The sequence below is a fragment of the Terriglobales bacterium genome (genome assembly GCA_035624455.1).
Classification (GTDB): Bacteria; Acidobacteriota; Terriglobia; order Terriglobales; family Acidobacteriaceae; genus DASPRM01.
Map to the genome: position 1 here is coordinate 1 of DASPRM010000122.1, position 22,112 is coordinate 22,112.

The window sequence follows — 22,112 nt, forward strand, 5'->3', positions numbered from 1 at the left end:
ATCGACGGCCAGGGCAATTTCGGCTCCGTCGATGGCGATCCTCCCGCGGCCTACCGTTATACCGAGTGCCGCCTCACCGCCATCGCCGAAGAGATGATGGCCGACATCGAGAAAGACACGGTCGATTTTGTCGAGAACTTCGACAATACCACCGCTGAACCTGTCGTTCTCCCCACCAAGATTCCCAACCTGATCATCAACGGCGCCAATGGCATTGCCGTCGGCATGGCCACTAACATCCCGCCACACAACCTGACTGAGATCGTTAACGCGGCCATCACCCTGGTGAACAATCCCAATGCCACGCTGGCCGAAGTCATGAAAGACGTGCAGGGACCCGACTTCCCCACTGGCGGCTTCATCTACGGCAAGGCTGGAATCGTGGACGCTTACAAGACCGGACGTGGCCGTTTCACCATGCGTGCCAAGGCATCGATCGAGAAGATGACCGAAGGCCGGCAGGCCATTGTAGTCACTGAAATTCCCTACCAGACCAACAAGGCAGCGCTGGTCCGGCGCATTGCGGAATTAGCCGAGAACAAAGTTATCGACGACATTCAAGGTGAGCCGCGCGATGAATCAGATCGCGAAGGAATGCGCATTGTTGTGCCGCTCAAGCGAGGCGCAGAAGCCCAGATCGTGCTGAATCAACTCTACAAGCACACCCAGATGCAGGAGAACTTCAGCATGATCTTCCTGGCCGTGGTGAACGGCCAGCCACGGGAAATGGGTCTGGTCGAGGCGATCCGCCACTTCGTCGATCACCGCATCGACGTGGTGCGCCGGCGCACCGCGTTCCTCTTGGCCAAGGCTCGTGAGCGGGAACACATCCTGGAAGGCTACAAAGTCGCTCTCGATCACGTTGACGACGTGATCGCCATCATTCGCGGCAGCAACAACCGCACCGAGGCACGCGACAACCTGGTCGCATATTTCGGCGGCAAGAGCATCGAAGTCAACGTCAATGGCAGGAAGAGCAACGTCAGCGTGGGCCGCAACAAGCCCGAGCGCCCCTTCGACGCCAAGCAGGCCGATGCCATCCTGGAGTTGCAACTGCATCGCCTCACCCGGCTCTCCATCGACGAAATCATCAGCGAGTTGAAACAGATTCGCGAGCAGATTGCCGATTACGAATCAACCTTGGCGTCCGAAAAGAAGCTGCGCGGCATCATCGTGAAGGAATTGGAGGAGATCAAGAAAGAATACGGCGACGCCCGCCGCACTCAGTTAGTCGACGAGACCACCGAGATCCAGCTCGAGGACCTCATTGTCGACGAGCAGGTGGCAGTCACGATCTCGCATTCCGGTTACCTGAAGCGCACCCCGATCTCCACTTACCGCTCGCAGCGTCGCGGTGGCACTGGCCGGCGCGGCATGAGCACGCGCGAGGAGGACTTCGTCGAACATCTCTACATCGCATCCACTCATGCCTACCTGTTGGTGTTCACCAACAACGGCCGTGTGTACTGGCTGAAGGTGTACGAAATTCCCGACGTCGGCGCAGCCGGCAAGGGTAAGCACATCGGCAACCTGGTAGCTCTGCAGCCCGGCGAAAACGTTCGCGCCTTCCTGCCGGTGCGCAACCTGGAAGAGGAAAACAGATACATCCTCTTCGTCACTCGCCAGGGCACTGTGAAGAAAACTCCGCTCAAGGACTTCTGCAATGTGATGTCCCGCGGCATCATTGCCATCGGCATCGACAAAGGCGACGAACTGGTCGCCGCCCAGGTCACCGACGGCAACCAGATCATCTTTCTTGCTACTCACGAAGGGATGGCCATCCGCTTCGACGAGGAGGATGTCCGCCCCATGGGCCGTCCTGCCTTCGGCGTGCGTGGAATGGATCTGGACAAAGGCGACTACATCGTGGGCATGGCAGTCACGCCCAAACATCCGCCCAAGCCGGAAAGCGAGCAGGAAGCCGAGGAAATTGCCGACAAGATTCTCTCCGTCACCGAGAACGCTTACGGAAAACGCACGCCGGTGGACGAATACCGCCTGCAGTCGCGCGGAGGTAAGGGCGTGATCAACGTGAAGACCACGGCGCGCAATGGAAAAGTGGTCTCCATCATGTTGGTCACGGAAGATGCCGAAGTGATGATCATTAGCCAGTTCGGCAAGATCATCCGCACCGAGACCGAGCAGATCCGCGAAGCGGGCCGCTCAACCCAGGGCGTCCGCCTGCTGTCGCTGGAAGAAGGCGATCGCGTAGCGGCAGCCGTGGTCATCCCCGCCGAGGAGACAAACGGCAACGGAAACGGCACGCTAATCCAGTAAGTGGCTTTGAAGGGGCGCGGCTTCAGCCGCGCCGATCAAGGTTCTTCTATTTGTCATCCTGAGCGACGCGCCTGTCTGCTTTCCGACCCGCGCTTTTTGCGGGTCGCGGGCGCGGAGTCGAAGGATCTTGCGTTTTCCTTACTCCTGTCCAAGAGCAAACTGTCACGTAAATGTCGACAGAACGGTTACGCTGAATCCGTCCACGGCTTGCGCTTCCGAGCCGTTGAACAACCCCTCCCTACCACGTGTAGTGCACTGTGTACGTCACCACCTGCTCCCCATCCGGCGGCACCGTCACCTGAAACTCCATCCGTTGCGCTTCTGTCTTCTTGTGTGGATGCGACTCTTCCGTGATCTGCCAATTCACACATCGATACAGGTGCTCCTGCACGGTGAAGGTCGCCGCCTCTTTCTTGTGATTGCGCAGCCGGATTTCGAACGACTCATCGATCCAGCGACGGTTTGTGTCGATCGCGTAGTTGGTCCGCTTGCGCTCGCCCACTAGGTCAAAGGCGTTGCCGGTGTACACTCGCACCGTTTCATCCTTGGGCGTGTGGTCGATCTCGCTCTCGCCGGTGAATTCCAGATGGCCATCGTTGTCGCGCCGATAAAACCGCAGCCGGCCTTTCGGCAGAGGCATGCCGAGGTGATTCTTCTCCGAATTCTTGAACTCCTGTACTACCCAGACCTTCTTGTTCGTCTGTGTGCCTAGATCGCGCTCCACGCGCAACTGCTCCGGCGAATAGTACTGGAACCGAGCCCAATCGAAGCTGGCGCCGTCGTACAGATACAGCCGGTTGGATGACACCCCAGCCGCGCGCACGAATTCCACCTGCTTCACCTCCTGATCGTGCAAAGTGGTCGGGCGCTCCAGCGTGTACAGGTGATATTCGTCGAACGTCTTCTCGGTCACAGCCTCGCGCCGCTCGTCCGACAAGACTGCCATCGCCTTAGCGGTGCGGGCATAGTTGTCCCGCTCGCCAGGCTGTAGCTTGTTGACGTCACCCGCCATCAACTTCAGGCGCGCATTCTCGAACACGCGGCCGCTGCGGTTGTCGATCGTGACCCAGCCGATCACATCGAGCGTGTTGCCCTTCTCAGGCGCGACCAGGTTGTAGTCCGCCTGCCAACTCATCCCGCCAGTGATGTACGAGAGCTCGGCATCGAACCGGCCCGGCTTGTCCGTACGCAGTTGCCAGTTGAGCGTGGGCTTGAGGATGGTGTCGCCGGTGAGCGCAGGAAACAGCGGCTGCCCCGGCAATCCGAAGCGCAGCACACCATCCACTTCGATGATCGGCTGCTGATACTGCGGCTGCTGGTACTGCCCCAAGCGGACCAGGCTGGGGATGTAGCCGCTGCGAATGATCTTTCCCTTCACCATCTTCTGTGGCTCGCCTGGGTTCACCAGAAAATCAATCGTCTTGCCTTCATAGAGCGAAAGCAGCAGCTCCTGCGAGATGGGATCGGCGCGATAGTTCTGCTCCAGCACCTGGAGCGAGCGTTGACCCAAGGGGTCGCGCAGCACCACCGACGACGGCTCTAGTTGCGACGTAATCTCGCTGAAGCGCATGGTGTTCACCCCCGCAGTCAATTCCAGCGGCAGGCGCTCTTTTACCAACGCAAAATTCTGGTTGTAGATGGTCAGCGCGGGCGAGGCACTGCGGGAATTCGAGTTACCGCCTGCTTCTTGTGTCCCTTCACTCGTCCCTTGCGGCGGACTTTGCTGCGTACTTCGCCATGCAGGCGAATTTTCTTCCGCAATGGCATTGGAAGCGCCGGCAAATAGGCTGACGGCGATAATGGCTGTCCAGATCAGACTTTTCACAGATGTTCTCCCTCGTCAGGCCGGGACGGATAACTCTCCTCCCGGCATTCGAACAAAGAACGTAAGCTTGGATCAGTGCTTGCAAAACTCTGGTAATCCCCGAAAGTGCCACTTCCTTGGGTGTCATCCTAGCAAGGCCGAGCACGCGGAATCCCCAACAAACCCGCCTTTGGTTTCTTGGGGGCCGGAGGAGGGGGTCGAAGAATCTTTTGGTTCTAAAGAACCGCGTGGGAACGGACGTCTCGTCCGTTCAGGCGGAGCCCCGCTCCGCTGCGTGATCAGTCGCCACAGCAGATGCTGCCCGCAAGAGCCGAATCGTCTGCCAATCCCAGAAGCTCTGTGAACGCCGCCACAGCCGCGCCCCTTCAACGCAAGGCGGCTACTTCGTCGTCTACACCTTTCTCCGCGCTTACCTGATCAAATTCCAGCGCCAGTAGACTCAGTTCAATCGTCACAGCATCAGGGAATGCCGGTTGCTCGTCCCCATTTGACAGATTAAGCGAGGCAACAGATTCCTTCTGCTTGCTTCGGAGCATGATCGTAAGGCCAGCCGTAAGCCCAAGCATGAGTATTGGCATCGCCCAGAGCACGAATTCACCCTGCACGTCCTGAACAGTGGTGCCGCTCGATACAGCCGCGTCATCATCTACCGGACAAGCTTGGGCACACACGCTTGCCACGAGACCCAAAGTCAAGGTTGTCAGCATCAGAACTCGCCACATCTTCATGCCCCTTTCGACACCATGACGACCGCGAAAGTTCCGCGATTAACAGCCCTTTCTTCTGAACCGCAGACCCTTTGGCATCTTCCTTATCGAAAACAAGAGCTTCTGCAAAAAACAATAAGCCCGGCCATTTTCGGCCGGGCTCACGAACGATCTGCAAAACTCTGCGACTCAGATATCCAGATTCTTCACATCCAGCGCATTCTCCTCGATGAACTTTCTCCGCGACTCCACGTCCTCGCCCATCAACGTCGAGAAGATGGCCTCACACTCGGCGATATCTTCCAACTTCACCGACAGCAGCGTCCGCCGCTCCGGGTCCATCGTCGTATCCCACAACTGCGTTGCGCTCATCTCCCCCAGTCCTTTATATCGCTGAACGGTGAAGTCTTTCTTGCCTTCGTTAAGCACGTAATCGAACAGCTCGCGCGCCGTGGTCTTCTCCACCACCTCGGTTTCATGCTTGCGCCGCGCTGCGGCCTTGGGAGCCTTCTTTTCCGTCTTATCCAGTTCTTCCTTCTCGGCGTCGCTCAGTTCTTCCTTGTCGGCCTTGGTGTCTTCGCGCGGCTTCACCTCGATCACGAACGGCGGCTGCATGTAGGTCTCGACCAGTTTGTACTTGGCCAGCATCTGCCGATATTCAGGCGAACTTGCCACCTCCCAGTTGATCACATGTTCCGCGCCCTGCGCGTTCACAAACAGCACCTCCCACAGGTTGTGCTCTTCATCGAAACGCGACTCTACTTTCTTGAATTCCTGTTTCTTGGCCAGCTTCTGCAATTCTTTCTGCAGCTGCGATATTTTCTTTGGTGGCTCCTTCTTGTCGCCTTCGAAATCAGCACGCTTCGCCAGATCCAGCCTCGGCAGGAGCTCCGTGACTTCTTCATTGCGCAGCCGCTTTTCTACCTTGTCGAAGAAGCTCAGATACTCATTCAACGTGGTCATGAACTTCGCCAGCGCCGCCCCTTCCAGCTTGGCCGCGCCTTCGCCGTAGCGCACGATAAGCCCATCTGCTGCCCGCTTCACCATCACACGCACAAATTCGCGGTCGTCCTTGATGTACTGGTGCGATTTGCCTTTGCGTATCGAGTACAGTGGCGGTTGTGCAATGAACACATTGCCGCGCTTGATCAGCTCCTGCATGTGGCGGAAAAAAAACGTCAGCAACAAAGTGCGGATGTGCGAGCCATCCACGTCGGCGTCGGTCATCAGGATGATCTTGCCGTAGCGCAGCTTGCCAGCGACGAAGTCATCTTTGCCGATCCCGGTCCCCAGCGCCGTGATCATGGCGCGGATTTCTTCGTGGCTCAGCATCTTGTCGTAGCGCGCCTTCTCGACATTCAGAATCTTGCCCTTCAACGGCAAAATCGCCTGGAATCGCCGGTCGCGTCCCTGCTTGGCGGTGCCGCCCGCGGATTCCCCCTCCACCAGAAACAGCTCGCAACGCTCTGGCTGCCGCTCGGAGCAGTCCGCCAATTTTCCCGGCAGCCCGCCTCCATCCAGCGCTCCCTTGCGCCGCGTGAGGTCGCGCGCCTTTCGCGCCGCTTCTCGCGCCCGCGCCGCTTCAATCGCCTTGTTGATGATCTTTCGCGCTGCAGTTGAATTCTGCTCGAAATAGGCGCCCAGGCGCTCATTCAGGAAGGCCTGTACCGTGCCCGCGATATCGGAATTCAGCTTGCCTTTGGTCTGACCTTCGAACTGAGGCTGCGACAGCTTCACGCTGATCACCGCCACCAATCCTTCGCGCACGTCATCGCCCGTCAGATTTTCCTTGACGTCCTTGAACAACCCAAGCTGCTGTCCGTAGTAGTTGATCGTGCGCGTGAGCGCCGTGCGGAATCCGGAAAGATGCGTGCCGCCATCCACCGTGTTGATGTTGTTGGCGAAGCTGAAGACGTTCTCCGAGTAGCCATCGTTGTACTGGATGGCAATCTCCATCTCCACGCCGTCGCGCGTTGCCTCCATATAGATCGGCTTGTCGTGCAGAACGTTCTTGCCGCGGTTCAGATGCTTCACGAATTCGGCGATGCCGCCGTTGTACTTGAATTCCAGCTTCTTGGCTTCGCCGGTTTTGGGATCGGTGGTGCGCTCGTCAGTGAGCGTGATCACCAGGCCCTTGTTGAGAAAGGCCAGTTCGCGCAGCCGCTGCGCCAGCGTATCGAAGTTATACTCGACGACCGTGAAGATCCCGCGATCGGGCCGGAAGTTCACCTTCGTTCCAACCTTACGCCCCGCGCTGCCGGTCTTCTTCAGTTTCGTCGTCGGGTCGCCCTTGGAATAGGACTGCTCCCAAGTGAAGCCGTTGCGCCAGATCTCGAGATTCAGTTCCTCGCTTAGGGCATTCACGCAAGAGACGCCAACGCCGTGCAGACCGCCAGAGACCTTGTACGTCGAGCTGTCAAACTTGCCCCCGGCGTGCAATGTGGTCATTACCACCTGCGCCGCGGGAAGTTTTTCGCCGTCAACCACCATGTCATCGACGGGGATGCCGCGGCCGTCATCGATCACGGTGATTGAGTTGTCGATATGAATGGTGACATCGACTCGCGAAGCATAACCGGCGAGCGCTTCGTCCACCGAGTTGTCCACCACTTCGTAAACCAGGTGGTGCAATCCCAGCTCGCCCGTCGATCCGATATACATCGCCGGCCGTTTGCGCACTGCTTCCATGCCACCGAGCACCTTGATCGACTCGGCAGTGTAGTCGGCTTCGGTTCCGTTACCGTTCTTGCTGGCCGGCTTGTCGTTCTTGCTTGTCGTGGTGATTTCGTTCTCTTCGGCGAGCACTGTTTCGCTGCGAATCTCTTTGGCGGGCATCGAACTCCCATCGTGCCCCCGCACGCGCTTATCAGACCGCACCATGGTGCGGAACTGTCGAGCACGCAGCGCAAATCGCTGCGGCAAGCTGCGGCATCCGGGGACCTCGGACTTAAACTGACCCCGCACATCACTGGCCTGACGGCTGGGGCGCCGAGGCGGCTATTTCGCGGTCGTCGGACAGAAAAATCGTTTCCGGGAAGCGTTCTCCGGGCATTCAACTGCTTGAAATTTCAGTAATTTAGTGCCCTCAGACCTAATCAAATTTTACCACACGGGAGCCTTTCTTTGGGAGCTGGCTGATCGCATAAAGCTTTCGTGTTCAGTTATTTACGAGGAACAAAACTGGCCAATGGCGAGACCCGCGGATTTCGTCGAAAGAACGCACTTTGAGCAATACCTGGGCTTCAATGCAGTCAAAGCAGTGAAGAACTCGATTAGAGTTTGACCCGCCCTTCCGCTGCTTCTGGCGGAGGATGGGCGTCGTGAAATGGTGCCAAGTTCACAGCAGCAACTCGTCAACGATGGCTTCGACGTGAATCACAGTTGTATCCAGAATCTTGAGGCCTAAACCTGCGTCACGCAATAACAACGGCAGTTCCGTCCCTGCGAGCACCACCGCCTCGATCCCGTCCTCGTTCACCATCCTTTGCGCGATGCGCACAATCTCCGTCCTGGTTTCCGGCAGAAATTTATTCTTCAGCAATTCACCTATGTACTTTCGGTGGATGAATTCCTGTTCTCCTTCCTTTGGCCGGACCATGGCAATACCCGCCCGCCGGAACTCCTCCGGGTAAAAATTCGCTCGCATGGTAAATCCGGTCCCAAACAGCCCCACCTTCTTCAAACCGAGTGACCTTGCGTGATCGGCTGTGGCGCGAACGATGCTGAGAAGCGGTATTGCCGAACGGCGTTGGGCCTCATCGAAGACCAGATGCGGCGAGTTTGCCGCGATACAACCAAACTCCGCACCGGCGCGCACCAGCACCTCTATGCCAGTGGCAAGGTATTCAACCAGCTCCTCAAGCTGCCCTGCATCAAGGAGGGCGATACCTTTATCGACGTCAAGGCTGTTGATGATTACGTGGGGATACCCGCTATCCGGCTTACGTTCGCGATAGCGCGCGAGGATAAACCGGTAATAGTCGATCGTGGACTCGGGCCCAAGCCCGCCAATCATTCCTAGGGTGCGCACAATACTCGGAAGAGATGCAGAGGCATCCTGCAGGATTCCGCAATAAAACGATCTCCCTGCACTGCCAGAGAGGAACGAGCCGTATCGATATCTTCAGATCTCTCGGGGCCCGGTGTCAGGTCAGGTTCCTGCGCAGTTTCACGCCTGCATGGAATTGGACGCTCGTGCATCATGGCATCATGCGCACGCAAACCCGAATCGCCCTCTTCGCCTCCGCAATGCTCCTCTACGCAAGCTGCCCACTGGTCATCCCAGTCGCAGCACAGACCGGGACCACGGCCGATTCGGCGCGGCAGCAATTTGCCAGGAATTACATCGCTGCGGTGCAATCGAAGGATCCCACCCGCGTCCGGCAGTTGCTTCACCCGCAGCTCCTGGCTTGCATCAATGCTTCCAATCGCGAGTACTTTGATTTCCTCATCAACCACGATGTTGAGGAAGCGCCGCGCGGCAAATATGACATTTCAATAACGCCCGTCGAACACGAGATGGTGGTTCCCGGAGCTCCTCCGCGGGCATTCAAGTATCCGGTGCACCCCAGCTACCAGGTTCAGATCAACTGGGAGCCTCGCCCGAACAGCTCAGTGACCATCATTCGCACCATTGCGGCAAACAACGGGGAATGGTTCCTTGTTTATCCCTGTGCCAATGCGGAAGGTGCCAGGTTGTTTCGCGAGAACCTCGAAAAGGGAAGGGCACAGAGAGAGCACGCTCGCGAGCTGGCGTCCGAAATAAAGGACCCGTTACTGACCCAACTGAAGACGCTTGTCGGTCAGGGCCAACGAATTGACGCAGTGAAGAAATACCAATCGGCTACCGGCGCGGATCTCACCACAGCGGTGCAGGTGATCAACGCTCTGGAATAAGAGTGCGACATGGAATTGACCCCTTGTCCGCTGTGAGTTTTGCGAAAACCCGCTGCCGGCAACGGGGCGGGGTAGCGTCATCATTCGGTCTGTATCCGCCAAACAGAGGCCACGCCGGCGGTAATTCAAATCGGACAGCGAAGCGAACACATATAGCAGCTATCGCATTTGCGATCACCGGGGCTAAGAACTAGGCAGTCATTACAACTTTGCTCCCCCATGATGGCCAACTCGGAAATTCGCCGTTGACAACTTGATTGCTCACCCCACTCTTGTGCGAAACCAGTCCTGCGCGCTGCCGTACCCGGTAAACACCGCCGATCCCAGCGCCAGCAGGACAAACACCACAAACGCAATCCCACCAATCAGCGGGATTGCCTGCAGGATGCAGATCGCGACCGCGCCAACCAGCACCACCGCCAGCGGCTGTGCATTCTTCGCCAGCTGCCGTCCGATCCACGAACTCAACCCGGTGTAACCGACAACTAGCGTGACCACGAAGCCCAAGCACACAATAAACATCAACACACGCAGGCTGTGCCCCACCCGGATCGCTAATCCGCATAACAGCACCATGGCAACCACTACTGCCAAGCCCGCTAGCAGCACCGCGCCGGTTTGCGTTTTGGCGGCGTTGGCCATGACATTCACCCGCGGCTCTTTAAGAATCAGAAACGCGAGCAGGGTAAGAAGCAGCGCGAGCGGAATCGCCCCTAGTAGTGAGAACAGGAACAGCATCCCTACCCCGCCAATGCCGAACATTGCCTTGCCTGGCAGGTTCTGCACATCGCCCTTCACGCGCGCGGCCGGATCACGGTGGACTTCGCCCCCTGCCACCGCCACGTCTCCGCGCACGTCCGCCTGAGGCCCCAGTTCGATTGAGCCTCCGAAAACAGCCACGTCAGCAGTCCTGCCGTTGACGGAAACGCTTCCGCCAAACACCACCACGTCGCCGGTTTCACCCTCAATCCGGACCGAGCAACCAAAACAAACCGCATCGCCGATCTTCTCCCCAGACGCTACCGTGATGCTCTGCCCGAAGCGCACTTTATCCTCAACATCGGATCTTGCCCACGCCTGAAGGCAACCGGCAACCGCCAGCGCAAGCGTAAGGAGTATGGCTTTGCGGGACATCTCAGCGTTCCTCCAAGCGATTCCCGCGTACTCACGACGGGCGTGAACCATGTGATTCGACAACCGCCGGGTACCCGCTCTTCTAAAACAAGGGCTCAGCCGCTCATGCCGCGCGTGCCGGCGCCACCGCTTGCCCGCAGTGCGAGCAGCGACGTGCCTCTACAGGAATCGCACTCAAGCACTCCGGGCACGACCGGACTGTTGGATCCGATGGCGGCGCTTTCTTGAACCGGTCCATCAGGACATTCACCGGCAGCACCACAAAATAGTAGACAGCCAGCGCTATCAGCAGAAAGGAAATGGCTGCATTGAAAAAGTCGCCATAGAGAAATTTGGCGCCATTGATCTCAAAGGAAAACGCGGAGAAATCCGGCTTCTTAACAATCGCCGCGATCAGCGGAGTAAGCAAATCCTTCACGAAGGCGGTAACCACCGTGCCAAATGCTGCACCAATCACCACCCCAATCGCCAGATCCACTACATTGCCGCGCAGTATGAATTCCCGGAAGCCTTTCATGTTGCCTCCAGAGCTCGAATTTTGTGGATTGCGAGCCTAAAACGTCACTTGGTTTACGTCAATCCGGGAAAAGCGGCGGAAGGATAGTCCTCACTCAAACAACGAATATGCGCCCAAATTGGGATAGGGGCTGACGATCAGGAAATCGCCTTCAGATCCGCATCGGCATCACGATGTAGCGATATTTGAAATCCACATCGCCATTCTCTTCCGGACGCAACTGGCCTGCCGACTGCGCATCCTTGAACTCCAACCGGATGTCGCCGCCGCTGCTTGCTTTGAAGAAGTCCAGCAGATATCCGGAATTGAATCCGATCACCATGGGCTCAGCCTGGTAAGCCGTCTCAATCGTATCTTCCGACTCTCCCGTGTCCGCCGACGAAGACGAAACCGTCATCACTCCCTTGTCCAGCCGCAGCTTGATCGCTCCCGAGCGCTCATCGGCAAACTGCGCCACGCGTTGGATGGCGCCAGAAATATCCTCACTCCGTACCGTCACCTGCTTGGTGTTGTCCTTGGGCAGCACGGCTTCATAATTCGGGAACTGGCCGGTCAGTTGACGTGAAGTGAGCACCCGGTTTCCTATGCGGAAGAACAGCGTCGATTCATCACGCGCAAACTCAATCGTCTGATCTTCATTCGCCTGGAGTAGCGAATTCAGCTCGGCCATAGCCTTCTTGGGGACCAGCGTTTTCAAATCCGAAACATCGGGAAAGCTTTCGTGAGCCTTCTCGATGTGTGCCAGGCGATGTCCGTCGGTAGCTACCATGGTGATCGATTCTGGCTTCAGCACCATCAAAGCGCCGTTCAGGGTGTAGCGGGATTCCTCGTTTGATATGGCAAAGATGGTTTTGGCGATCATGGTGTGCAGCACCTGCGCCGGAATGCGGATTACACCGCTGGTGGGAAACACAGGTAAGCTGGGGAAATTAGAGCGTGCCATTCCCACCATCTTCGTGTTGGACCGCCCCAGACGAATATTGACCCAGTGATTGTCCAGCAGCTTGATTGTGATATCGCCGTCAGGGAGCAATTTCACATAGTCGTAGAGCTTGCGGGCGGGGATCGTGCAGGAGCCCTCTTTTTTCACCTTTGCGGGACAGCAGGTGCGAAGTCCGAGGTCAAGATCGGTTGCGGTGAGGGAAAGCTTGTCGCCAGTTGCTTCGAATAAGAAATGCGAAAGAATGGGAATCGTGGTCTTGCGTTCGACCACGCCCTGCGTGGCGCTAAGTTCCTTCAGGAGGTCAGACTTACTGACGGTGATCTCCATATCGCAGTCTCCTAAGCCCGCTGCCGTCAGAGTGCGCGCAAGGGCCCTGGCACGGCCAGGTACTTCTTGAAGCTGGCTACGGACTTACTTATATATCATTAGGATAATTCAATCAGACAGCCGTAGAGAAGTAGTAGAGGATGGCGTAGGAAATGTGGAAACCTTTGCTAAGCAGCATCCGTCCCAACTACTTGCCCCTATCCTGAATCCCGTAAAAATCCAGCCCCGGGCTGAAACTCCCCCTAATTCCGCCAACTCTTCACTACTCGGGCTGGTTTCTTGCACACTTTTCACAAAGGCTCCACAGGGAAATCGAGCTCATGTTCCGCGTTGGGGTGAATCGGCTATCGAAAACCCTATTGTTACCCGCTCAAGATCTCAGTCAGCTTGTTCAGCATCCTGTTCAAATCTTTGTCCGCCTTGCGTACTTCCTCGATTTTTTCAATGGAATGCAGGACGGTGGTATGGTGCTTGCCGCCAAACTGCCGCCCAATCTCCGGCAGCGACGCATCGGTCAGGTGCTTCGCTAAGTACATGGCAATCTGCCGCGGATACACGATGGCCCGGGAGTTGTTCTTCGCCTTGATCTCCTGTACCCGCAACCCAAACTGCTCGGCTACGGACTTCTGGATGGCGTCAATCGACACCTTGCGGGTTTGGGAGTCGATGAAATTCTTTAGCACCTGCTGGGCGTAGGGCAGCGTGATCTCAGTTCCAATCAGCGAGGAATGAGCGATCAGCCGGATCAGCGCCCCTTCCAACTCGCGTACGTTGGAGCGAATGTTGGAAGCAATGAACAGCGCCACGTCGGTGGGAATCAGCACTCTCTCCAGTTCCGCTTTCTTTTGCAGAATGGCGACCTTGGTCTCCAGATCGGGAGGCTGAATGTCGGCGATCAAGCCCCATTCGAAGCGGCTTCGCAGCCGGTCTTCGATTTCCGCCAGCTCTTTCGGCGGCCGGTCGCTCGCGATAATGATCTGCTTCATCGACTCATGCAGCGCATTGAAGGTATGGAAGAACTCCTCCTGGGTCCGTTCTTTCTGCGCCAGAAACTGGATGTCGTCCACCAGCAGCATGTCGACATTGCGGAACTTATCGCGGAAGCTCGACATCTTGTCGTAGCGTAGAGAGTTGATCATCTCGTTGGTGAAGCGCTCGCTGGAGAGATAGCAGATGGAATATTGCGGACTGCGCTTTTTCACCTCATGACCGATGGCCTGCATCAGGTGGGTCTTGCCCATACCCACACCGCCGTACAGGAACAACGGGTTGTAGGCTTTCGAAGGATTTTCTGCCACTGCCCGGGCCGCGGCTGCCGCGAACTGATTTCCCGAACCGATGACGAAGGCTTCGAACGTGTACTTGGGGTTGAGTTGCGCCGCTCCGTCCCAGTCAAAGCGGGTCTGCTTAGCAGTTTGCCCAACCGCATGCGTCGAGTTCGAGAAGCCTCCGTCGTGACGCACAGGTGTTGCCGAAGCCGGAGGACGGGAATCCTCTGCCGTGATGAACCTCACGTCATTGAAGTCCATTCCAAGATTGTCGATGGCTTCCTGGATTAGGTCGCCGTACTTGTCGCCAATGTCGCGGAACTCCGGCGTGGGCACCCGGATGAACATCACTCCATTCTGCTGGTGGCTGAAACGGGTAGGCTTCAACCAGGTGTCATAGGAGTGACGATTAATTTTCTTTTCCAGGGCGCTGAGAATTTGTACCCAGGGATCGTCAATGCTGGTCGTAGTACTCGCCATGTCGTATTAGTCCTGCATGCGTCAGTGGAACAAGAAAATTTGAAATTCGCTTTACCGCAAGCGCCACGTGCGCCGAAGTCGCTCACTAAAACAATACGCACCTGCGACTCAGAACCGTGCTGAATCCACAGGCGGGCCGGAAATATTTCCCGTGATGACCGGCATGGGACAGCCAGCCCTGCAGTCCCGCATTCGCCGTTTTCATTGCGCTGGCTTCTTCCGGCTGGTCAGAGTCCACGCGGACTCACTCAAGACGATCTAATCTGCTTCCGAGTATCCGGCCGCGAATTGCATATCCTGCGGCGATGTTGCGAGAAGCACGGCAGAAAACCCGGATTTGCACAGAACCTAAAGCAGTGTCTCGTTGCCTGAACCGACTAGCATGCTAGCACGAAGATTCTCGCGTGGTGAAAAAACTCACCACGCAAAAATTCAGTGCCGCGCTAATGTGAGAACTCACGATGCCTTCTGTCAAGTGTCTCTCATCTAACTGCCGCGCGATTGGTGCATAAGATGTTGTTCCGCAATCTCGTGTGGAAACGGTGCTCCTGTGGGAACAAACGTCTCGTCCGTTCAGGCGCAGCCTAGCTCCGCCAAATCGGGTCTTCGCTCGACCTCAGTTTTGACAGCCGCGCCGTTCATTCCGAATGCATAAAGAGTTCCTTGCTATTCTTTTCTGACGGATGCTCTCATGCAAGTCGACGTAAGTTCCGCAATCATTGATCGCAGATACCGCCGTGCGTTGGCTCGAGAAGGTACGAGTTGGATCCGTTATTAGCTAACAGACTCTGGATCGCGCTCGAACGGGTTGATGACAATTACTCCCGCGAAGTTTTGATCACTCGGAAATCTTCCGAAGGGTCGATCGCGTAAATCAGCACCTTAGTGTCGACGAAGACTGTGCAGGTCATCCGCCTCTTCACCCGAGAGGTAGTGGCCGCCAGTTCGCATGAAGGGCTTTCGCGTTAGGGCTCGGCACCTCGCGCGGTCGTAGTTGTTCTCCTGCTGCATACGCTCTTTCAGCAGATCACCCAGTAGACGCGAGACGCTGATCTCGCGGCGGGCGGTCAGGCGCGCGCGCAACCGGCCACATCTTCTTCAACCCGGACGCTGACGTGTCGCAACTGGAACTTCATATTGCCTCACACTGTTTGTCACGGTTTCCTGTCGACTGGAGCTCACAGCTTGAGCTTACGTCCCTTAAACCACCCGCCGTTACCATCTTGAGTATTTGCGCCTGAAATTCCACGAAGTGTGCACTTTCTGCCACACACCTTCTTTGCAGAGCTGGGTTAATCTTATGTAGTACTAGGGCTTTATTCCCCCGCTTTGACCTACGAGCAGACAATCCGCGATGCCGTCGAATGTCACGGGATTGGTCTGCACAGTGGCGTGAAGGCGAACATGCGCCTGCTGCCGGCCAGTGCCGGTACAGGCATCCTGTTTCGCCGCACCGATCTCGATGGATTCGAGATCGAAGCCACCAGCCGCAATGTCGCTCGTGTCAGCTACGCTACCAGCCTGATGAAAAAAGGCGTGCTGATCTCGACTACCGAGCACGTCCTGGCGGCCCTCGTGGGAGCCGGCGTCGATAACGCCATCATCGAGCTCGATAACTTGGAGCTCCCGATTCTTGACGGCAGCGCCCGGCCATTTATGGAGATGATCGATCGCGTAGGCCTCCGCCGCCAGCGGCGGCCGCGCACCTACTATCGCATTCGCAGGGAGCTGTCACTGGTGGAAGGCGACAAGTTCATTAGCGTCTCCCCCGGCTGCGGATACACCGTCTCCTACACCATCGATTTTGCTCACCCGCTTATTGGCCGGGAAACCTATGAGGTCGATCTCAGCGACGGCCAATTCCGCCGGGAAATCGCGGCTGCCCGCACATTCGGCTCTACTCGCGACGAAGCCAAGATGCGAAGCATGGGCCTGATCCGCGGGGCCTCGCTCGACAACGTCGTCGTCCTCGATGACGAAGCCGTGGTCAATGGGCCGCTTCGCTACCCCGACGAATTTGTTCGCCACAAAGTCTTGGACCTGATCGGCGACCTTGCGCTCCTGGGACGCCGCATCATCGGCCGCGTGGTCGCCAATCGCGCTGGCCACGCCATGCACACCGCCTTGGTATCGCGCCTGCTCCGCGATTCCAGCCTGTGGGAAGAAACCAGCGAGGAGTCGCCGGCCGTTACAGCTTCTGCCATCGAGTCCACTTCCGCGAGTCCTGTTTGATCGTACTCTAGGGCAGCACTGCCACAACTCGCGTAGGCGCTCCTGTCCCGCCGCCGATTTTCATTGGGAGTGCAATAAGGGTAGCTCCAGTCGCCGGCAGCTTCTCCATGTTGGCCACATTCTCCAACCCATACAGATCAGCGCCATTGATGACCCCATGTGTCGGAAAATCCTTTGACCGTCCATAGTCCATACTCGCCGTGTCGAGTCCGACTCCAACAATTCCTCGCGACACCAGCAGCTTGGCTGCTTCCGGCCCAATGCCGGGGAAATCGAGATGCGCGGTGTCCCCTTTTACATCCGTTCCCATGTACTGCTTCTTATCCGGCCAGAACTTGCCCCAGCCGGTGCGCACCAGCGCGATCGATCCAGCGGGCACGCGGCCGTGCACTTTCTCCCACGCATCTACATCCGCAGGTTGAAGCAGGTAATCGGGGTGCCCTGCGCACTTGTCGCTGATGTCGATCACCACCGCCGGCGCTACCAGTTGCGACACCGGAATCTGGTCCAAAGTGCGTTTCCCCTTGGCGAAGTGAATGGGGGCGTCCATGTGCGTGCCACCATGCTCTGCCGCCGAGAAATGCGCTGCCGCGTACCACCCTCCATCCTCGCGCGGGCCCCAATGATCGACATGCCTCTCAAAACCTTCGGCATTGGGCCAGTAGATCGTCTTCTCGTCGAACGTGTAGCTGAGATCTACCAGCTTGGAAGGATTGATCGACGCCGGCGAGACTGCTTTTTGTTGCGCACCCACCGCCGGCGCAAAGAAAAGCACGGACCAGAATGCGATTCGGCAAAACCGGGCAAACCCCAGATAAGACCAAAACACGACACACCTCCTGCCGAGCTGCCAAGTGTAACTCGGCGAAAGCAGAATGATGAGGGTTCAGGCACAGCGCATTCGTCGTTCGTGTTCTGGTCCTCTGTATCCTCTGTGGTCAAATGGTCCTCGTGCGCAAGACCGCCTATCTCTCGCTCGGCTCGAATATGGGAGATCGCGAAGGCAACCTGCGTACGGCCGTTGAGTATTTGCGCCAACTAGGCGATGTGAAGGCGGTTTCCTCTTTGTACGAGACAGAACCTGTCGAGTTCGTCCGTCAGCCCTGGTTCCTGAACTGTGCGGTTGCGCTGGAGACCGAGCGCATGCCTCGCCAGCTCCTTTCTGCAGTGCTCTCGATCGAACAATCGATGGGAAGGCGCCGCCTTCAGCCCAAGGGGCCGCGCGTCATCGACATCGACATTCTGCTCTTCGGCGGTTCGGTCGTGGACGATCCGCGCCTGGTCATCCCCCATCCTGCGATGCACGAACGCCGCTTCGTGCTCGAGCCGCTGGCGGAGATCGCCCCGGAGGTTCGTCACCCTATCTTCAAACAAACCATCCGCGAGCTACGCGACATGCTCGGCCCCGGCCCGCCAATTGTGCGCAAGTTGGAGACCTGAAACAAAAGCTGAGCAGACCTCCCGCGAGACTCTTTCATTGTCATCTTGAGCGAGGGCCGGACACACCGGTCCCGGCCCGAGTCGAAAGACCCGGTGTTTAGCTCTTTGTGAGAAGCATGGGGAGGGACTGTGGCATCTCAGCTGTGGGAGTCCCGGTCTTGCTGCCGTTGGAGCGACAGGGGTATTCGAGAACTCTATGGCATCACAATCTGCCGCGCTTCTCCCGGTGCAGCAATCGCCGACTTCTGCTCAGGAAATTGACGCAACAGAAAATCCAGAAACGCCCGCGACTTAGGACGCCCATTGGTGTGCATCAGCCCAAGCCGCATCAGGAAGACCACAGCCTGAAGCGCATCACTGTCGCGTAGCGAGGAGTAGCCCTGGTTCTTGACCTCCACTTCGCGATACTGATCCAGCATCTTGCGCAGCTGATCCACCAGGGCTTGTTGCGGAAGGCTCGCGGACCGTTCCTCATACACCAATCCCGATTCCACGCGCGTCTGCAAACCCTTGGCCAGCGCAGTCAACGCGGCTATAGCCTCACGGTCCTGTAAGGATCTGTCTGCATGCGCCGCCTGGGCTATGGTGTACCCGAGTCCCAGAATCAGCGGCTCCCGGTCATAGACAAACTGTTCCGGGATCTCTACCTCCGTCATCAGCGCTTCCCGCCCCACCTCCTCCACCGTGCGCAACTTCTCGTTGCGGTGCGCCTGTTGCAGGTAAGGGCAGTCGAGCGGACAGTCCAGCGTCACCTCGCGCTCCGTGCCGCAGCAAGTGGAACAGATGCGGCCGTGCACCGCCGGGCAAAAGCGCTTCTCCTTGCGGGTGTGGCAGATTTCGCAGCTCACGGAAGCAGGATTCTCCACTTCCATTATGGCATTTTGACCGGGATTGTCATCACGAGGGCGCCGGAGGCGGCGCAGGTGCCCCACTCAAGCCTGCTTTTGGCTTGAGTGGGAATGAGCCGCTCAAGGAGTTCTCATGATTGTCATCACGAGGCCGCCAACGGCGGCCGAGGGATCTGCAGTTGAAAATCGGCTAAGAGCTGGCCATAGAGCAACCGAATCATTGGCCTTTGCTCGCTTTCGCCTCGCTCCCCTACTTCGCCCTCGCCGCCGTAGCCTTCACCGGATTGCCCTCATAATCAACGGCTGCAACCGTGCCGAGGTCCAGCTTCTTCAACTCGGGTTCGATCTTGGCGCGGTCACCCACCGCCACGATCACCATCGACTCCGGCACCAGCCATGTTTGCGCTACTTTCTGCACATCGGCCGTAGTAACGGCGTCGATTTTGGCAGGCAACGTTTGGTAATAATCGAGTGGCAGATCATAAACAAACAGCTGGCCCACTGTGGCTGCCATCACCGTCGAAGTCTCGAACAGTGCCGGCAACGAGAGTGCTATCGCCCCTTTGGCCATAGCCAATTCCTCTGCACTGATCGGCGCTTCGCGAATTCCCTCGATCTCGTTGAAGATCTCCTTCACCGCCGGAGCAGTTACATCCGTTCGGATGCTTCCCCCTGACACGAAGTGCCCGACCGCACGGCGATAGGCGAACACAGAAAATCCTCCATACGTGTACCCGTGCTTTTCACGGATGTTCATGTTGATGCGGCTGGAGAACAATCCTCCCAGTGCCATGTTCATGACCTCCAGCGGCACGTAGTCGGGGTTGGACCGGGCCACTGACAGCGTGACAATGCGCAACTCCGTCTGCGGAGCATCGGGCTTATCGACTACAAAGATGCTCCTCTGCAATGTGTTCTTTACCGTCACCGGCTGGTGCTTGGCGCCGCTGCTCTTCCAACCGCCGAAATACTTGGTTGCTAGAGCACGCGCCTGCTCCTGGGTGAGATCTCCGGTAATCACCAGCGCCGAATTAGCCGGCGTATATTGCGATTGCCAGAACTTCACCATCTCGTCGCGCGTGATCGCTTTGTTTGACTCCTCGGTACCAAGCTCAACGTATCCGTACGGATTCCCAGGCCCATACAGCAGGTGATACATAACCCGCCGCGCCGTCAGGGAAGGCTCATCCTTCTGCTGAATGACGGAGGTTACGCGCCGTGAGCGCAAGCGTTCGATTTCCTTCGAATCGAAAGCAGGATCGAGTGCGACATCCGAAAACAGCTCAAAGGCCGCGTCCGCATTCTTGGTCAGGGAACGGATGGTGACAGACGTCGAGTCCACGCTCGGTACCGTACCGATGGTGGCTCCAATCTGGTCGGCATCCTCGGCGATCTTCAGCGCCGGACGCTTCTTCGTGCCCTCATCCAGCATCGCCGCGGTGAACGATGCCAGTCCCGGTTTGTCTGGCGGATTTGCTTCGCTCCCGGCCAGGACCACAAGATTCGCAGAAACGATGGGCAGACTGTGACGCTCCACCAGCATCACGGTGAGCCCATTCGGAAGCGTGAAACTCTCAGGTGTGGGCAGGGTGAGCTTCGATAGCGGACCGGGCTTAGGTGGGTTGGCACGCCACGGCTCCTTGGGAGAGTTGCTCGCCACAACTGGTCCGCCCTGCGATTCTTTTTCCTCCTGCTCGGCCGGCGTTTTGGGAACGTCGTTGACCACCTTCTTTCCCCGCACCCCGTAAACCACCACGCGAGCGTTGGGCTTCAATTCTTCGCTGGCAATCTCATGGACACTCGCAGCCGTAGCCTGGTTGTAGCGTTCAAGGTCTTTGGGCAGGTATCCGGGATCGCCGAGATAATGGTTGTACTGGTTCAAGCGGTCGGCCACTCCGCCGAAGCCTCCCAGCCGCTCGAGCTGATGAATCATCTGGGCTTCGGTCGTGTTGCGGGCGCGTTCCAGTTCCGCTTGCGTCGGCCCGTTGGCGCGCAGATTTTCAATCTCTTCGTTGATAGCCTTTTCCAGCTCTTCCGGCTTCACCCCCGGCTTTGCCGTAGCCTGGATTTCAAACACCGAGCCCAGAATTAGGGAGCTGTTCGAGGCCTGCACGTCCTGGGCGATCTCCTTCTCATAAACCAGCTTCTTATACAGACGGCTGGATTTTCCTCCCCCGAGAATGCGGGCCAGCAGATCAGCTTCGGCATCGCCGGGCTTGAAAATAGGCGTGCCCAGCCAGGCCATGTACACCCGAGGTAATTCGACCTGATCCGTGACCGTCACGCGGCGCTCGGAGGTAATTGGTGGCGTGGTCGCCTGGATTTTCGGAACCGGCGGACCTGCAGGGATCGAACCAAAATACTTCTCCACCAACGCCTTGGTCTGCGCCTTATCGAAGTCACCCACGATGGCGAGACTGCAGTTGTTCGGAGAGTAGTACTGCTTGAAGAATTCGCGGATGTCATTTATACGTGCCGCTTCAATGTCAGCATGCGAGCCCATCACGTAGGCGTAATACGGATGACCCTTGGGGAACAGCTGATGGTAGACCTCCTCCTCGGCCAGGCCGTAGGGTGCGCCCTCAATGCTCTGGCGACGTTCGTTGCGAACCACGTCCCGCTGATTGGCCAGCTTCTCGCGATCCACGGTGTCGAGCAGGTAGCCCATGCGGTCGCTCTCCAGCCACAGCGCCAGTTCCAGTTGATTCGAGGGCAACGTCTCAAAATAATTCGTGCGGTCAAATTCAGTCGTGCCGTTGATGTCGCTTGCCCCTGCGCCTTCCAGGTAGCGGAAGTGAGCTTTGGCACCCACGTTCTTCGAACCTTCGAACATCATGTGTTCGTACAGATGAGCGAATCCCGTGCGGCCCGGCCGTTCGTTGGCAGGCCCCACGTGATACCAAAGATTCACGGCGACCAGCGGCAGCCGGTGATCCTCTGAAAGGATCACGTCCAGGCCATTCTTAAGCTTGTATTTTTCGTATGGAATTGTGGGCAGCGCACTATCGGTCTTTACCTTCGTGGCCACCTGAACCGCCGGCTTCGCTGCAGCCTTGGACGTCGCGCCTTGTGACCAGCCAAAGCTGGAGAAAACGGGCAGTGCTATGAGGACATACAGATACGAGCGCAGTAACTTCTTGGCAGGCATGACTTATGCTCCTAGGGACATCGTAGGCAGGGATCAAGTTCTAGAACTAGACGCAGCAAAGCTGGAGATG

General features: G+C 57.5%; 16 protein-coding genes. 4 read left to right on the top strand and 12 right to left on the bottom strand.

Annotation, left to right across the window (positions count from 1 at the left end; translation table 11 throughout):
- A partial coding sequence (gyrA, locus tag VEG30_13540) for a DNA gyrase subunit A (GenBank protein ID HXZ80947.1) occupies positions 1-2,277 on the top strand: 2,277 nt, incomplete at its 5' end.
- Positions 2,278-2,515: 238 nt separating this feature from the next.
- On the opposite strand, the gene VEG30_13545 is transcribed toward gyrA, so the two are convergent.
- The 4 genes from VEG30_13545 to VEG30_13560 all read right to left on the bottom strand — a co-directional run bounded on the left by VEG30_13545 (position 2,516) and on the right by VEG30_13560 (position 8,839).
- Entirely contained in the window at positions 2,516-4,102 is a 1,587-nt protein-coding gene (locus VEG30_13545; GenBank protein ID HXZ80948.1) for a DUF4139 domain-containing protein, read from the bottom strand.
- 365 nt (positions 4,103-4,467) lie between these two features.
- Entirely contained in the window at positions 4,468-4,830 is a 363-nt protein-coding gene (locus VEG30_13550) for a hypothetical protein (GenBank protein ID HXZ80949.1), read from the bottom strand.
- Positions 4,831-4,998: 168 nt separating this feature from the next.
- Positions 4,999-7,644, bottom strand: coding sequence for a DNA topoisomerase (ATP-hydrolyzing) subunit B (gene gyrB, locus VEG30_13555; protein ID HXZ80950.1), 2,646 nt, complete (start codon positions 7,642-7,644; stop codon positions 4,999-5,001).
- Positions 7,645-8,146: 502 nt separating this feature from the next.
- The gene (locus VEG30_13560) at positions 8,147-8,839 is read right to left on the bottom strand and encodes an amino acid racemase (GenBank protein ID HXZ80951.1); all 693 of its coding nucleotides are present in this window, start codon (positions 8,837-8,839) and stop codon (positions 8,147-8,149) included.
- 179 nt (positions 8,840-9,018) lie between these two features.
- Here VEG30_13560 and VEG30_13565 point away from each other — a divergent pair, with 179 nt between their 5' ends.
- Complete coding sequence (locus VEG30_13565; protein HXZ80952.1) at positions 9,019-9,705, top strand: hypothetical protein; 687 nt, start codon at positions 9,019-9,021, stop codon at positions 9,703-9,705.
- A gap of 261 nt (positions 9,706-9,966) precedes the next feature.
- Here the strand turns inward: VEG30_13565 and VEG30_13570 are convergent, their stop codons facing one another.
- From VEG30_13570 to VEG30_13590, 5 genes are all read right to left on the bottom strand, one after another.
- Entirely contained in the window at positions 9,967-10,839 is an 873-nt protein-coding gene (locus VEG30_13570; protein HXZ80953.1) for a hypothetical protein, read from the bottom strand.
- Between the two features lie 103 nt (positions 10,840-10,942).
- Entirely contained in the window at positions 10,943-11,356 is a 414-nt protein-coding gene (mscL, locus tag VEG30_13575) for a large conductance mechanosensitive channel protein MscL (protein HXZ80954.1), read from the bottom strand.
- 151 nt (positions 11,357-11,507) lie between these two features.
- Complete coding sequence (gene dnaN / locus VEG30_13580) at positions 11,508-12,626, bottom strand: DNA polymerase III subunit beta (protein ID HXZ80955.1); 1,119 nt, start codon at positions 12,624-12,626, stop codon at positions 11,508-11,510.
- Between the two features lie 362 nt (positions 12,627-12,988).
- Entirely contained in the window at positions 12,989-14,374 is a 1,386-nt protein-coding gene (gene dnaA, locus VEG30_13585; GenBank protein HXZ80956.1) for a chromosomal replication initiator protein DnaA, read from the bottom strand.
- Positions 14,375-15,256: 882 nt separating this feature from the next.
- Positions 15,257-15,457, bottom strand: a complete 201-nt coding sequence (locus VEG30_13590) for a hypothetical protein (protein ID HXZ80957.1) — start codon at positions 15,455-15,457, stop codon at positions 15,257-15,259.
- A 246-nt stretch (positions 15,458-15,703) separates the two neighbouring features.
- Here VEG30_13590 and lpxC point away from each other — a divergent pair, with 246 nt between their 5' ends.
- Positions 15,704-16,606 (top strand): UDP-3-O-acyl-N-acetylglucosamine deacetylase, encoded by a 903-nt coding sequence (gene lpxC / locus VEG30_13595; protein ID HXZ80958.1) that lies wholly within the window; start codon positions 15,704-15,706, stop codon positions 16,604-16,606.
- A 7-nt stretch (positions 16,607-16,613) separates the two neighbouring features.
- Here the strand turns inward: lpxC and VEG30_13600 are convergent, their stop codons facing one another.
- On the bottom strand, positions 16,614-17,435 hold the full coding sequence (locus VEG30_13600; protein ID HXZ80959.1) for a cyclase family protein: 822 nt from the start codon (positions 17,433-17,435) through the stop codon (positions 16,614-16,616).
- A gap of 113 nt (positions 17,436-17,548) precedes the next feature.
- Here VEG30_13600 and folK point away from each other — a divergent pair, with 113 nt between their 5' ends.
- Positions 17,549-18,046: a 2-amino-4-hydroxy-6-hydroxymethyldihydropteridine diphosphokinase gene (folK, locus tag VEG30_13605; GenBank protein ID HXZ80960.1), complete on the top strand. Its 498-nt coding sequence runs from the start codon at positions 17,549-17,551 to the stop codon at positions 18,044-18,046.
- A 194-nt stretch (positions 18,047-18,240) separates the two neighbouring features.
- Here folK and VEG30_13610 read toward each other — a convergent pair whose 3' ends face one another.
- Both VEG30_13610 and VEG30_13615 read right to left on the bottom strand, forming a co-directional pair.
- Positions 18,241-18,894, bottom strand: coding sequence for a hypothetical protein (locus VEG30_13610; GenBank protein HXZ80961.1), 654 nt, complete (start codon positions 18,892-18,894; stop codon positions 18,241-18,243).
- A 250-nt stretch (positions 18,895-19,144) separates the two neighbouring features.
- Positions 19,145-22,042 carry a pitrilysin family protein gene (locus tag VEG30_13615; protein ID HXZ80962.1) on the bottom strand — a complete coding sequence of 966 codons (2,898 nt, stop codon included), beginning with the start codon at positions 22,040-22,042 and terminating at the stop codon, positions 19,145-19,147.
- Between the last annotated feature and the right edge of the window lie 70 nt (positions 22,043-22,112).